The organism is Guptibacillus algicola (assembly GCF_020171805.1).
Classification (GTDB): domain Bacteria; phylum Bacillota; class Bacilli; order Bacillales; family Guptibacillaceae; genus Guptibacillus; species Guptibacillus algicola.
In genome coordinates this window covers 1,271,048-1,286,572 of record NZ_JAIVAF010000001.1, presented here as the reverse complement: position 1 = coordinate 1,286,572, position 15,525 = coordinate 1,271,048, and the positions used below count along the sequence as shown (strand labels likewise).

Below are 15,525 nucleotides of genomic sequence, written 5' to 3'. Positions count from 1 at the left end.
ATGAGCTACCTGAGTTGTCCCATTCAAAGTAGTTGTACTTTTCAGAGTATTTCCCCTTACCGTCTCTTTTAAAGGTTATACTAGAAAAAGAATAGAACTTGCTTCAGGAGGAGAGCTAATGAACTGTAAACTGTTGATGGGAATACTGTTTCTTTCATTTATGTTGGGATGCAATACGATGGAGTTGTCTTCTGACTCTCATAAGGTTTCCAGTGCTGAAACAGTTGAGGATCAAAATCCTGAAGTACCTAAGAAAATCTCTGACGAAGAACGCTTTTGGAGCATAGTTACTTCAGCTGATCTTAGCGATGATAGTGATGAGATTGCTTCTCTCATTGAAGGAGGAGTCGATCCAGATATAGAGGATGAAAACGGTCAAACACCATTAGCGTATGCTGTGAATCAAGGGAATAGCAACCTTGTAGAAGTGTTACTTCGTGCCGGAGCTGGTGAAAAGGATGCACATGAAGGTGATGAACTTTTAGCAATCGCTGCAAAAGCTCAACACTATGAAATAGTCGATCTTCTTTTGAAGAGTGGGGCACACTTTGAGATCGGGAATGAAGCCATGCTGATCAAGGCTGTTGAAGAAGCTCAAAGTGATCTGATTGGTATCCTATTACATAATGGATACAGCCCGAATCAAATATTATCGATCAAAGGTACAGAAACGACTCTCCTTAATTATGCGCTTAAGGGAGAAGACGAAACGCTAGTCACGTTGCTTCTAAATGCAGGAGCAAATCCTAACTTTGCAGTTGAAGAAGGAGATGATAATGCTCTATCCATTGCGATATCAGAAGGAAAATCGGCTGACATGTTAGCAAGGTTACTAGCAAAGGGTGGAGACCCGAATAGTTCGATAGAGGGTGAATTATTAATACATAAAGCGATTGAAGGGAATCAATTAGAGCTTGTAGAAACGCTTCTTATTTATGGAGCATATCCTCGATTAGAGGAGGAAAGGAAAGAAGTTAATACACTAGCGGGGGCGAATAAAGAGATTGCTAATCTACTTGTACATTACGGGTGGTGAAGGGGCCGAGCGGAACCTTTGTAGGTATAACATGAATCAGCCCCTCTAGTGAGGGGCTGACGATTTCGTTATAATGGTCGATAATCAAAATCATAATCGGCCGGGCTAGGAGCAACATTAGCGTTTTCTAAAGCAGGAGTGTCTGGTCTAGCAATTTGGTAAACGGATGCCCCGACAATTTCAGTTACGTTTTGAAGTTTTTCTTTACTGATTTTATCTAACGTATCTTCAGGAGAGTGGTACCATGGCTCCAATGGGGCGTGAATAAACAATGCAGCTGGGATACCTTTTTCAAAGAATGGAACATGGTCGCTGCGACCAAGCTGGCCGTAATCTACGACTTCAGAAATTCTTGCTCCTGCAGACGCGCCAATGTCGGTCACAAGATTTTTCTCACCGTCTGGAGTGAACATAATTAAATCTCCAGAGTCTTTACTACCCACCATATCTAATTGAAAATGAGCGACACTATTATCGATTTCCTCATCAGATAGTGAATCAGCATAATGATATGAGCCCCATAAACCTTTCTCTTCAGCGCCGAATGTTACAAATCTGAGTTCCGTGTCTGTTGGTGTCTTTGCCATAATTCTTGCTAATTCAAGAGTCGCAGCAACTCCTGAAGCATCGTCATTCGCACCGGGACCTCCAGGCACAGAATCATGATGAGCGCCGATGGAGATGATTTGGCCATTGTCTTTATTAGGATGAGGCTCTTTTTTGGCAACTACATTGTAGGAGGTTTTTGGAATGAAGTTAGCATCCTGAACGGAAACTGTGGCTTTTATTTCTCCGCTACTAAGACGATTCACTAAATCTAACCCAGCTTCTCGTTCAACGGCTACAGCAGGTATATTCTGTCCTTGATAAAGAATTCCAAAATCATTACCTGACTCGCCTTCTTTATTGAACATAATTACGCCCACTGCTCCTTTTGCCAATACATTTTGAACTTTTTCATAGAAACTATATTTACCACGTTCGATAAGAGCAATTTTACCCTCAACATCCTCACTGACCTCTTCAGGGGAAGCGAACCCTACATATTCTAGCGGAGCTGTAACACTAGCATTAAGAGATGCATAGAAAGATTGAGTGTCAGCTTCAAAACTACCTTCTTCAAGAGTTATAGAAGATGTGCCAGAATCCCAGTTGTAGATTGGGAAGGATTGTACTTCAGTTTCATATCCATACTCCTCGAACTGACTCTTTATGTACTGTACAGCTTCATATTCACCTTCTGTACCGGCAGCACGGGGTTGCTCTGACAATAGCGCAATAGTATTGTACATTCTTTCAGAGCTGATTTTCTTAATGACTTTGTTATCAAATGCATGATCGGATTGGTTGTTAGGTTTAGACTGGTTTGCATCTGCAGACATACCAACGGGACTGAGAACAAGACCTGCAACGAGTGCAGCTGTTAAGATTTTACGATACAAATGAAATCCTCCTTTGAATTGATATACAAAGAACATTATTCCATTGTTAGAATATTAAGCAAATTACACCTCGTACTATAATGCGTATTATTTCTTCATTTTCCGTACTTTCTACTCATGAAAATATGTAAAATTTTATCAAAATTTGAAGCTGTTTGTAGAAAAAATGTGCCATAGTAATCATTTTGAAAAAAGTGAGTGGCACCAACCGAAAAATAGTTAAAACAAGGACTGTGTGCCCCTATTTTAATAATAGAAATAAAAAAGTCCGGCATGAGGGGAGCTCATACCGGACTTCTTGAAATGGTTGGATTGACTTTTAATCTTCATCCTCTTCATTCTCATCCTCATCTTCAAAATCATCCATAACATCGTCCAATCGGTCTGGATAATTCGTAAACATTCCAGTTACACCCCAGTCAAGAAGGCGTTTCATGTCTTCTTTTTCATTCACTGTGTAGGGGTGAATAAGCAATCCTGATTCTCTTACTTTTTCAACGTACTCTTGATCAATTTGATTGTAAGACATTCCTACTCCAACAGCGTAACGATTAATCTCTTGTAGTTCTTGATTAGTAATAGTAGCTGGAGTTACATAATGAATTAATTGTACTAAAGGCATGTTTGGTGCAAGGTCATGCATTTTTAATAGACTCGCTTTACTGAAAGATTGAATCAAAACTGTTCCGCGCTCTTCGTTCTCAGGTGTAAGTTCATATTTCTCTAAAACGCGAAGTAGTTCTTTTTCCATACCAGGGTAAACTTCTGGAGATTTCGTTTCAATGTAATAGCGTTTGTCTTTACCAAACGTTTGGATAACTTCTTCAAGTGTTGGTACTTCTAGTCCCTCGTAAGAAGGCTTTGCTTTCTCAGGATTTTCTTCGTTAAACCAACTTCCAGCGTCTAATTTCTTCAGTTCTTCAAGTGTATAGTCCTTTACAAGACCTGTACCATCAGTGGTGCGGTCAACTGTCTCATCGTGCATTGCAACCAGGACCCCGTCTTTTGTCATTTGGAGATCAATTTCAATATAGTCCCCATTCATTTGATCACCAAGCTCGTATGAAGGAATCGTGTGCTCAGGTGCATGGCCAGAAGCTCCGCGGTGCGCTACGTTTAATCGTTCATTAGAATCTATCTCGGATTGATTATCTTGAGGTGATGCTAGCGTCGTATTACCTGTAATCGTACTGAGGAATAATAGAAGACTAAGAGATAGTACTGTTGCTTTGAATATTCTTTTCATTCTAACCATCCTTTCAATTTTCCCCCTTTGTAAACGGGCGTTTACAATGTTCCTTTCTTTGGATAAGAAGGAGGGGGCTTGTGACATCAGGAATCTAGCATAGAAAGTTTGGTAGTACAACTTAATTAATTGCAAATAGTGAAATAATACTATGAAATATGGGTACGTTCACACGATGCGATTCAAAAGTTACATGTAGATGGACTTGGAGAGATAGGAAGTTGGTTGTAGAAACCTTAACAGATTCTCAACAAAAAGCGGGTGGTGCCTGGCACCGCCCGCTTTTAGAAATCTATATCCTCAATTGGTTTTATATCTTCAATATTGTTTTTCTACTGATTTTCTTTCGACTAGTTCAGTAGGTAGCTTGTAATACCGTTCTACTTTCTCAAGTAATAGCTGCTGGAATATGAGATGAACAGCGAGAGCACCTGCTTCATATTTAGGTTGTCTAATTGTTGTTAGGGAAGGGGAGATGTATTCAGATAGCTGTATATCATCATATCCGATTATTGAAATGTCTTCAGGGACAGAAATCTTATTTTCATTAAATGCTTGCAGCCCTCCAAGTGCCATTTCATCGTTTGCAAAAAATACAGCTGTTGGCAGGTTTCCTTGAGCAATCAGCATTTTGGTTGCTCGGTAACCACCTTCCCGAGTGAAATCACCAGCGAACTTCCAACGTGATTGATAGCGAATGTCATGCTCACTTAAAGCATGCTGGAAGCCATCAAATCGCATTTCATTATCGTGCGAGTTATAAGGTCCACTTATATAGGCAATTTCTTTATGGCCCATCTTGATTAAATGTTCAGTCGCAAGGTATCCACCTTGCATGTTGTCGACTTCTACTTGAATAATGTGTTCATTGTCTATATTTCGATCGAGTACCACAATTGGAAACCCTTCTCTAGCGGATTCAATTATGATTTCATCTGTAATGTTCTGAGCCAGAATAATTGCGCCATCCACGCGTTTTTCTTTCAAAAATTTCACGGCAGTTGATTGTTCACCACCGATTGAACTGCAGGCAATTAAGTCGAAGCCATTCGTCATCGTCACTTCCTGAACCCCTTTAATCAGTTCAGAATAGTACGGTCCTGAAAGATCCTTTAGAATTAGAGCTATTGTATTTGTTTTAGTCCTTTTCAGATCAGATGCCAAGCCGTTTTTTTGGTAGTTTAGCTCTCTAGCAGCATCTTGCACTCTTTTTACAGTGGCAGGACTCACTTTTTTTATATTATTTAACGCATATGAAGCAGTTGATACTGCAACGCCTGCTAATTTTGCTACGTCTTTAATCGTCGCCATCTTTTTTCACATCCTCTAACTAGACAGGTCATCCACTGTTATATTTTCTTCCAGACAAAAGTTTTCACGTTCAGTCACATCCTCATTATATAGCATTTACTTCAAGCCAGACATTGTAAACCCTTCAACGATATACTTCTGGAAGAATGAAAAGATAATGACGATCGGTATGACCATGAACGCTGCTCCAGCCATTTGTAATGCATAGTTATTCGCATATTGACCTTGCAAAAGAGAAAGGCCAACGGAGAGAGTATAAAGACTTTCATCATTTGCGATAATCAAAGGCCATAGGAAACTGTTCCACGCTCCGATAAAGGTCAGGATACCTTGAACAGCAAAGATAGGTTTTGCAATCGGTATGATGAGCTTAAAGAAAATATAAAATTCCCCAGCTCCGTCTAATCTAGCGGCTTCAATCAAGTCGTTAGGAATAGTCGTCATAAACTGCCTGAACAAGAAAATACTGAACGCTACTGCAAGTCCAGGGAGGACAATCCCTGTCATTGTATTGGTAAGTCCCATTTCATTTAACAATAGGTAAACTGGAATCATGGTTACTTGTGCTGGAATCATCATTGTCGCGAGTACAATATAAAATAGCTTTTGTTTTCCTTTGAAGTTAAATTTAGCAAAGCCATACCCAGCCATCGCGTTTAATAGAAGTCCTAGAAATGAAAATAAGACGATGATCAACGTGTTTTTTAAATAAACCCCGAAGTTTAAGCTTTGGAATAAATTGATATAATTCTCAAAAGTCGGATTCGATGGAAACAACTGTGGCGGGATATTTAATACCTCGCTTTCCTCCTTAAATGAACTTGAAATCATCCATAAAAATGGAACGGAAACGAGTACACCTCCAACAATAAGGAAGAGCGCTACGAAGGGTCTTTCGATTTTTTGTAAAAATGATTTTGATTGCAACTGTATCACTCCAATCCTATACCTTTAGTATTCCGTGTCAGACTTGCGTACTTTGAACTGAACGAGTGTAGTGACAATGATGAAAATGAACAGGATGAAAGAGCCTGCTGCTGCATAGCCAAATTCGCTGAACTGGAAACCGTTCTTATAGATGAATAATGCAATTGAAATGGTACCATCCAATGGACCACCGTCCGTCATTACAAATGGTTCCTCGAAGAATTGCATCCACCCGATCAAAGTCGTCACCGTTACGAAGAAGGTTGCATACCTCAGTAGCGGAATCGTTACATAGAACAACGTTTGAAAGCGATTAGCTCCATCGATTTTTGCTGCTTCGTAATAAGACTGAGGAATGCCTTGGAGAGCGGCAAGAAAGATAATCATATTGATACCGATGCCTTTCCAAACAGCTAGGATAATAAGTGACAGCTTCGCAATTGTTGGGTCTGTAAGCCATGGAATTTTATCTGCGGAAAGTAGCGACAACAAGTAGTTGAAAAGTCCATATTCTGTGTTGTAAAGATAGCCCCATACCACTGCGACTGCAATGATGTTTGTAATAGAAGGCATGTAGTAAACAGCCCTGAATACTGTAAACAGTTTCGAAGTTCCGTAATTTAATAGAAGAGCGATACCTAGAGAGAAAAAGATAACTAGTGGAACACCGATCAGTACATAGAAGATCGTGTTGTAAATTGATTTATGAAACAGTTCATCCGAAAAAAGTTCAACGTAGTTTTCGAATCCTATAAAACTGATATTAGACCAGTCAGCAAGTCCCTTTAGGTTTAAATCTGTGAAGCTGATAAAGAAGGCGATAATAATTGGCACAATACTAAAGACAAATAAGATGAGAACTGCAGGAGCAATGAACATCAGTCCGTGTTTGGCTTGTGAAACACTTTTGAGAATACCTTTCATAATAACCCCACCTACCTTTGAAGCGCTTATTATTCCTGTAAAAAAGGAGAACAGGCAGCGCCTGCCTGTACCTCCATAGTGGTTAGTCTTCTATTATTTCGTTCGCTTTTTTACTAAAATCGTCAAGCTCTTTATCAAGGTCAGCTCCGCCAACATTAATTCGTTCTATTGAAGCAAGAAGTTCTTGAGCAATCTTTTCGAACTCTTTAAGTTGTGGTGCTGCTTTTGTGTTTTCAAGCTGTTCACCAAACGTAGCTAACATTTTGTTTTCACTTAATGCAGGGTCTTCCCATGCTTTCACGCGTGAAGGTAGAGTGTTTGAAATCTCAAGCCATTCAAGCTGTGTTTCAACTTCGTTCATGTAAGATAGGAATTCAAGAGATTCATCAACATTTTCAGAGTTATGGAAGATGGAGAGGTTGGATCCGCCGATGCTTGATTTGTTTGTTTCTTTCTCAGGCATCACAGCTACGTCCCATTTTCCTTCTAGATCTGGAGCCTGATCATTGAGGATGTTGATCATCCATGGACCACTGAAGAACATTGGCTTTACACCATCTTTGAAGGCTTGTACCATATCCACGCCTTCTGTTGTTTGGCTAATCCCTTCTTCAAAATAGCTATGATAATAGTTCATCGCTTCTCTGAATTCTGGACTATCAAAATTAAGATTGTTGTTTTCTGCATCGATCTCATAACCGTTTTGCCAAGCGAAAATGAATGGTGTGATTTGGTCATTCTGGTCAATATCTAACCCGTAATAGTCATCACCACGGTCAGAAAGAGTAGTTGCAGCTTCTTTGAGTTCATCCCATGTAGCTGGAGGTTCTTCATAACCAGCCTCTTTTAAAAGGTCTGTACGATAATACAATACTCGTGTTTCTACATACCAAGGTACACCGATAACCTCATCGTTGAACGTCATAGACTCAGCTGCACCTTCGAAATAATTATCAGGCTTAAATTCGGGATAATCTTCGAGGTGTGGAGACAAATCAAGTAAAGCTCCTGCGTCGGCAAATTCAGGTACCCACGTAGTTCCAAGTTGAACAATGTCCGGTCCTTTTTGAGATGCGACAGCTGTTAACAGTTTATCGTGAGCATTTTCCCATGGGATTGCTTGGACGTTCACCTTGATATCGGGGTGCTCTTCTTCAAATTTCTTACTTAGCTCACTAAGTTTTTTCCCTTCTTCACCCATTGCCCAGACTGTGATTTCCTTTGATCCATCTGAAGAACTGTTGTCACTATTTGAGCATGCTCCTAGAACCATCGAGATAGCAAGTAAGCATACTCCTAAGATGATTGACGATTTTTTTCTCACTTCACTCCAACTCCTTCTAAACTTATTTTCATATACACCTTGGATTTCTATCCAATTTCAAAAATACTGCAAAAATTATTGAAACGTTTCGATAACCCGATTATAATCAAACGTGTATCCGCTTTCAATACTTTTGTTAAAAAATTTAAAATATTATTTATAGATTACTTTTACTACAGTACTTAAGCTGAATAGAGAAGAAGAAATGTTTTGACGATTGCTAATAAACTAGTCTATTATTCTTATTATACTTTATTGAAACGTTTCGATTTCTAGAAGGAGGTAATGTATGAGCCAGTTAGATTTGACGTTATTGTTGGAGAAGATGACGCTTGAGGAGAAGACCGCTCAATTAATGCAGCTTGCAACCCCTTTTTACAAAGGTGCGAAGGATTCGGGAGAGATTACGGGTCCTTTAGAACAATTGAACATAGATGAAAAGCATGTCCGGAATAGCGGGTCTGTGCTTGGAGCTTCTGGTTCTGAAAACATTATGAATATCCAAAAGACCTACCTTGATGAAAGCAGGCTTGGAATCCCGCTTCTTTTTATGTCTGATATTGTGCATGGTTACAAAACGATCTTCCCTGTGCCACTTGCAATTGGATGTTCTTGGGACTTGGAGCTTGCTGAGAAAAGCGCAGAAGTAGCAGCTCGAGAAGCAGCCGTTTCCGGTGTGCATGTAACGTTTGCTCCGATGGTCGATCTAGTACGTGACCCAAGATGGGGACGTGTGATGGAATCAACTGGAGAAGATTCGCATTTGAACAGTGAGTTCGCTCGTGCGTTTGTAAGAGGCTTTCAGGGGAAGGATTTAACGAATGATTATGAAAAGGTTGCAGCATGTGTGAAGCATTTTGCTGCTTATGGAGCGGCCGAAGGTGGAAGGGATTATAATACGGTCGATATGTCTGAACGTGAGCTTCGTGAAACGTATTTACCAGCATACAAAGCAGCGTTAGATGAGGGCTGTGAAATGGTGATGACGGCGTTTAATACAGTCGATGGTATACCTGCGAGTGGAAATAAACCGTTGATGCGAGATTTGCTCCGCGGCGAGTGGGGATTCGATGGCGTTCTCATTTCTGATTGGGGAGCAATAAAGGAAATGATCCCACATGGGGTTGCTGAAGATGAACGAGAAGCAGCATTAAAGTCGATTGAGGCTGGCGTAGACGTTGAAATGATGACGTCGACATATGTTCACCATCTCCAGCAGCTTGTGTCTGAGAACTACATAACAGAAGAAATTATAAATGAAGCAGTACTTCGTATTTTGAAATTGAAGGACAAGCTGGGCTTGTTTGAAAACCCTTACAGAGGAGCGAATCCTGTTCTTGAGAATGAGATTGTTCTATGTAATCACCACCGTGAGACGGCACGTTTACTTGCTCAGAAATCCAGTGTCCTATTGAAGAACGATTCCGTACTACCATTACAGAAAGATCAAAAGGTAGCTCTTATAGGACCATTTGCTGAGAGCGAGGACATTCTAGGACCTTGGTCGTGGCTCGGATCCTTCGACGAAGCAGTGACACTAAAGAATGGAATCTCGTCAAAGCTGAAGGAATCGAATCTTCACTCATCAAAAGGTTGTGATGTTGAGAGCTGGACGGAGAAAGAGATAGAAATGGCTATTAACACTGCAAATGAAGCGGATGTTATTGTGCTTGCACTAGGTGAGCACTCGGAAATGAGTGGAGAAGCTGGGTGTCGTGCAGATATTCGCTTGCCTCTTGCACAGCTCAAGCTCGTGGAAAAAATAAAAGAGCTGAACAAGCCAGTCGTTACCGTTTTATTTAATGGGAGGCCGCTCGATTTACATGGTGTGATCGAGGAGTCTGATGCGGTACTTGAAGCATGGTATCCAGGAACTGAAGGTGGAAACGCAATTGCTGATCTACTGTTTGGAGACGCCAATCCTTCAGGTCGGTTAGCGATGTCCTTTCCTCATTCAATGGGTCAAGTACCAGTCTACTATAATCATTTCAATACAGGCCGACCTAAAGGAGCACCAGATGCCCAAATACGATATGTTTCTCAGTATTTGGACGTGCCAAATGAGCCAATGTTTCCGTTTGGTTATGGGTTAAGTTATTCATCATTTGCGTATTATGATGCGACAATCTCAACTGATGTGATGAAAGAAGAAATTGAGATCAGTGTAACGGTAGAGAACACTAGTGAGCGTGTTGGAGAAGAAGTTGTTCAGCTTTATGTTCGCGACATTTCAGGAGAAGTAGTTCGTCCAATGAAAGAGTTGAAGGATTTTAAGAAAGTAGAGTTAAAACAAGGTGAAGCTCGAAAAATAACCTTTATTTTGAATGAGAAACAGCTTCGTTACCATCATGCAGACTTAACATATAAAAGTGATGCTGGAGCATTTAGAGCGTATATCGGATCCAATAGTCGTGATGTTATTGAATTGCCATTCCAATTAGTGAAATAGAGGGGTTGTGTCACAGTGTTAAAAACAACAGAGGAACACAAAACGCATTTGCGTGCGGGGGAAGTAGAAGCTGTTTTTTTAAACAGTGGTGATCTTTATGAATTAAGCTCAAACACAATTATGATCAATCAGGTTCTTTCGAATCCGATTGATGGTGCGCTTAATAACCTTTATCTTAGGGTTTTTTTAGAAAAAGAGATTCAGTCTTATCCACTAATCGGCGTTAAATCAAATAGTGATGTTTGCTTTGAAGAGTCTCGTGTAATTTGGACAGGGGAAGTATCTGGGGTGAAATACAGGGTGACCTTCATGCTTTCGGAAAGAAATATCTGGTTCTGGGATGTCGCGGTAGAAGGAAGTGACGTTGAAGTAGATGTGATCTACGGTCAGGACCTCGGATTAGCTGAAAAAGGAGCAGTACGTACGAATGAAGCTTATATGTCACAATACATGGATCATGCTGTGTTCGATACTCACAACGGTTATGTCGTCTGTACACGACAAAATCAGCCGCAGCAAGGATCTTTTCCATATCTACAGCAAGGTTCTCTAGGAAACATAGCGGGCTACTCAACAGACGGGTTTCAGTTCTTTGGATTATCATATAAGGAAACAAACGAGCCTGAAGTGTTGAAAAGAGAGTCACTTGCAAACGAGATTTATCAATATGAGTTTGGTTATACTGCACTTCAAACTGAACGTGTTCAACTTGATGGAATAGAGAGATTTGCTTTTTATGGATTGTTTAAAGGAAATCATCAAGAAGCAGTAGCTCAACGCGAGTATGAGGAAGAGATTAAATCAGCATGGGACGATGTTCAGAAACGTGCTGAAAAAGAAGGTGAGCCTGGACAAAAAGTAAACCTCCAAACTGGTCGTCCTCTTCAAACAATTAGCATGACAGAAGGGGATGTGAGTGAGTTATTCCCGAATCGAGTGCAGGAGGAGCGTGAGGACAATCAGTTACTGTCTTTTTTCACTAACACTTATGAGCACGTGGTTCTAAAAGAAAAGGAGCTTCTTGTGGAGCGGCCTCATGGCCATATCCTTATGTCGGGTGAGAATGATCGCTTGAATGAGAATGTCATTTCGACAACGTCATATATGTATGGATTATTCAACTCACAGCTTTCTCTTGGCAACACATCGTTTCATAAAATGCTAAGCAATGCTCGTAATCCGCTTAATATCATGAAAACGTCTGGACAGCGCATTTACATTGAACTGAATGGTGAGTTCATGTTGCTTTCGATGCCTTCTATGTTTGAGATGGGTTTCAACTATGCGCGCTGGTATTACAAAATGGAAGACGACATGCTTATTGTCACAAATTTTACTACAGTTGATTCTCAACAAGTACAGCTCGATGTTTGCTCAAAAAATGGTAAGGAATACCGTTTTCTCGTTACGAATCAGATTACAATGAATAATCTTGAGTATGAAAGCACGTACCTCGTGATTCATGATGAAGGTAGACTCACATACAAGGCGGGAGAAGAGGGCCCGAGTAAAAAGTCTACTCCTGACCTCTCTTACCACTTGCAACTTTTTGGCGGTTCAATGAAGGTCGGCGATGAACAATTACTCGGCGAAAATATTCCTTCAGGCTCAGCATCGCTTACTGTTATGGATGTTAGCCCCTCTGATAAATGGTCAATCGTCATTCAAGGTGCACGTTATGGGGAATGCACGATTTCTGAAAAAAATGCTGAGGTAGAAATTGAGCGTTACCGAGCTTTCTATAACGGCGTTATGAATGGCTTTGAAGTAGCAACAATGCGAGAGAGTAGCGATGATCTCGAAAAGGTTAATGCCCTTGCATGGTGGTATACCCATAACATGCTCGTTCATTTCTCAGTACCAAGGGGACTCGAACAATATATCGGTGCTGCTTGGGGAACGCGTGATGTATGTCAGGGACCAACGGAGTATTTTCTAGCTACCCAAAATTATAAAACCGTTAGGAAGATTATTCAGACAGTATACGCTCATCAATACGAGGATGAAGGCAATTGGCCACAGTGGTTCATGTTCGATGAGTATGCTTCTGTTCAGCAAGATGAAAGTCATGGAGACGTCATTGTATGGCCGTTGAAAGTCATTGGGGATTATATTGCTGCAACTGGTGATCATGACATATTAAATGAGCAAATACCTTTTACAAAGCGAGGAGACTTTTCATTTACGGATCATCAGTATACGCTGCGAGAGCATATTGAAAAGCAGCTTCACTATATCAAGAATAATTTTCTCCATAACACGCATCTCTCTTCTTATGGTGATGGCGATTGGGATGATACATTACAACCTGCGAACGCTCAATTAAAGAAATATATGGTGAGTAGTTGGACGGTCGCGTTAACCTATCAGGCTATGGTGAAACTCTCTGAAGCGGTTGGCAGTAGTAATGAAGCTTCGTTAAGTCGTGATTTACAGGAGCTTGCGAAAGGAATCGAACGTGATTATCAGGAATTCATATTGAACTCAAACGTTATTCCAGGCTTTTTGTATATGGAGGATAAAAACAATCCTGAAAAGATGCTTCATCCTGAAGATTCAAAGACAGGGATTTCTTACAGGTTGCTTCCAATGATAAGAGGTATGATCAGTGAATTATTGTCGGCAGAAGAGGTAGAAACACACTATGAGCTAATTAAAGAACACTTGTATTGCCCTGATGGTGTTCGGTTGATGAATAGACCGGCACACTACATTGGTGGAGTAAGTACTCATTTCAAACGAGCTGAGCAAGCATCGAATTTCGGAAGAGAAATTGGTCTTCAATATGTGCACGCTCATATCCGTTTTGTTGAAGCGATGGCGAAGTTAGGTAAAGCGGATGAAGTGTGGCAAGGCTTGCAGATGATTAACCCGATAGGTATAACAGACGTCGTTATGAATGCAGAAAAACGTCAAAGTAACGCTTATTTCAGTAGCTCAGATGGTAAGTTCAAAACTCGTTACGAAGCACAAGAGCATTTTGAGGAATTGAAGAAGGGGACAGTTCCGGTGAAAGGCGGATGGCGTATTTATTCCAGTGGCCCCGGGATTTATATGAACCAATTGATCACTAACACATTGGGTGTCAGAGAGGAAGCAGGAAAGATGGTCATCGACCCCGTTCTTCCACAAAAACTAGACGGCTTGCAGTTCCAGTTTAGATTTTGGAACAAACCGATCACATTTGTTTATCACCTTAATAAAGGAGAAAACCGTGTCATCGTAAACGGGACAGTTGTGGAGACTGAAACAACTAAGAATAGGTATCGTAGTGGCGGTGAGTTGCTGGAACGTGACCTCGTTGAAAAATTATTAAAAGATGATGGAAACCTTATAGAAATTTGGCGTTAAATTGTAATCAAAACGTTTCGAAAAAAGGCCGCTGATTGATATCAGCGGCCTTTTTCTATCTCTATTTTATTGAGAAAGTTTCTTTGATCAATAAGTCTTCAGGTTTTTCTCCGATTTCATCTTGATGGAAGTAATCTTTTATCACACCATCTTCTAGATAGTTCGCCATAGCGACCATTGACATCCCCTGGTCTAGGGCTAAATATGCTTGTGTCACTTCGCCGGTCTTTACGTTAACGGAATCAAGGAATCCGTATTTACCGTAAGCTCCAAATTCTTTCAATGTTTTCAGGTTTTTGTATGCTTCCTTCGGTGCATATTCAAGAGCGAGAAAGGTAGCGTGAGGTGTAACGATCGCGCCTTCTGCGCTGTAGCCACTCATACCAAGAGGTGTAGCCCCAAACTCAGAATAATTTTCAGGCGTGGCTGCTGGTGATAACCCCCAAGCACTGAAACCCATTTCCTCTGTTGCGTACTCAATTTGAATATCTACGTGGCGTTGATTGTTGAGTCCAAGTGCATTTTTTCCAAGTTCCTTTTCCTTTAAGACAAGCCCTGGCATAAGAGCTTCGAACATGCTTCCGCCCCAGCTAGGTACATACTTTTGGTCGTTGTACGTATAGTGCCCTTCGAAGACCTCGACACCGTCATATGTTTCAGTATACCCCTCAGGTGTTTGTGACTGCCAATCCCAACTATCAGGCATTGTTCGATACATTTTCCACCAGTGTTCTTTCGGAACATCCCCTTTGCCGATTGATATGTAGCTAGCAACACGGGGTTCAGTATAAAATGCTCCATAATGGTGTTCTGTAACGCTTCCTGCTTTTACATCATAGCCACCGCGCATTTGTCCAACCTCTGGATCGTAAAGAGTAGAATAATCCATTGCTTCTACAAGTTCACTTGTTTGTTCGTTCAATTCTGGATAAGCTTGCCCAGCAACAATCAGTCCAGCTGAAAGCCACCCATTGTCGACAGTAGAGATGAATTCGCCCCAGTCTGTCATCAATGAACCATCTTTCGTATAGTACCAGTTATAATACAGACCGTTCCATTTCTCTAAACCTTCTAATGTCTCTAAACTCGTTTGAATGCGAGAAACCGCTTCTTCTCTTGAAATAATACCGATTTCCTCTGCTGACACGGTGCTCATGTAATACATACCGATGTTAGTTGGCGAGGTGAAATCTTGTGCTTCCATTTCACCATCGTTCATGCGAACAGCATCATAGGGTAGTCCAGTTTCTTCATCAGTAAAATCCTCGAAATACCGATATGTGTTCTTTGAAATCGCTTCCAATTTCTTTGAAAAAGCATGCTTTTTCCCTTTTGTAGGTCCATGTGCTCCAACCGATGTCGGTAAAGTGCCGCCTACGATTAACCCAAGTACAAGAATTAGAAAAAAGATTTTCTTCATCGATACACATCCTTTTAAGTTTTAGTGAAACGTTTCGATTTTTAGTATACAGAAAGGGGAGGAGTCCGTAAACAACAGGAGTGATAATATTCAGA

General features: G+C 40.8%; 10 protein-coding genes. 3 read left to right on the top strand and 7 right to left on the bottom strand.

Translation table 11 applies throughout. The annotated features are described in order from the left end of the window. Positions 1-118: 118 nt before the first annotated feature. Positions 119-1,036 (top strand): ankyrin repeat domain-containing protein, encoded by a 918-nt coding sequence (locus tag LCM09_RS06620; protein WP_224879771.1) that lies wholly within the window; start codon positions 119-121, stop codon positions 1,034-1,036. 68 nt (positions 1,037-1,104) lie between these two features. Here LCM09_RS06620 and LCM09_RS06615 read toward each other — a convergent pair whose 3' ends face one another. From LCM09_RS06615 to LCM09_RS06590, 6 genes are all read right to left on the bottom strand, one after another. Beyond that, positions 1,105-2,478, bottom strand: a complete 1,374-nt coding sequence (locus LCM09_RS06615; protein WP_224879769.1) for a M28 family metallopeptidase — start codon at positions 2,476-2,478, stop codon at positions 1,105-1,107. 319 nt (positions 2,479-2,797) lie between these two features. After that, a complete protein-coding gene (locus LCM09_RS06610) occupies positions 2,798-3,724 on the bottom strand; it encodes a glycerophosphodiester phosphodiesterase (protein ID WP_224879767.1) in 927 nt (308 codons plus the stop codon). A gap of 318 nt (positions 3,725-4,042) precedes the next feature. Next, positions 4,043-5,035, bottom strand: coding sequence for a LacI family DNA-binding transcriptional regulator (locus tag LCM09_RS06605; protein WP_224879765.1), 993 nt, complete (start codon positions 5,033-5,035; stop codon positions 4,043-4,045). 96 nt (positions 5,036-5,131) lie between these two features. Further along, positions 5,132-5,962, bottom strand: a complete 831-nt coding sequence (locus tag LCM09_RS06600) for a carbohydrate ABC transporter permease (RefSeq protein WP_224879763.1) — start codon at positions 5,960-5,962, stop codon at positions 5,132-5,134. A gap of 24 nt (positions 5,963-5,986) precedes the next feature. Next, on the bottom strand, positions 5,987-6,886 hold the full coding sequence (locus tag LCM09_RS06595; RefSeq protein WP_224879761.1) for a carbohydrate ABC transporter permease: 900 nt from the start codon (positions 6,884-6,886) through the stop codon (positions 5,987-5,989). An 82-nt stretch (positions 6,887-6,968) separates the two neighbouring features. Then, entirely contained in the window at positions 6,969-8,210 is a 1,242-nt protein-coding gene (locus tag LCM09_RS06590) for a sugar ABC transporter substrate-binding protein (RefSeq protein WP_224879759.1), read from the bottom strand. 289 nt (positions 8,211-8,499) lie between these two features. On the opposite strand from LCM09_RS06590, the gene LCM09_RS06585 reads away from it, so the two are divergent. Next, a complete protein-coding gene (locus LCM09_RS06585) occupies positions 8,500-10,659 on the top strand; it encodes a glycoside hydrolase family 3 N-terminal domain-containing protein (RefSeq protein ID WP_224879758.1) in 2,160 nt (719 codons plus the stop codon). A 15-nt stretch (positions 10,660-10,674) separates the two neighbouring features. Continuing rightward, positions 10,675-14,010, top strand: coding sequence for a GH36-type glycosyl hydrolase domain-containing protein (locus LCM09_RS06580; protein WP_224879756.1), 3,336 nt, complete (start codon positions 10,675-10,677; stop codon positions 14,008-14,010). A 61-nt stretch (positions 14,011-14,071) separates the two neighbouring features. On the opposite strand, the gene LCM09_RS06575 is transcribed toward LCM09_RS06580, so the two are convergent. Further along, positions 14,072-15,430 (bottom strand): glucoamylase family protein, encoded by a 1,359-nt coding sequence (locus LCM09_RS06575; RefSeq protein ID WP_224879755.1) that lies wholly within the window; start codon positions 15,428-15,430, stop codon positions 14,072-14,074. Positions 15,431-15,525: the final 95 nt, after the last annotated feature.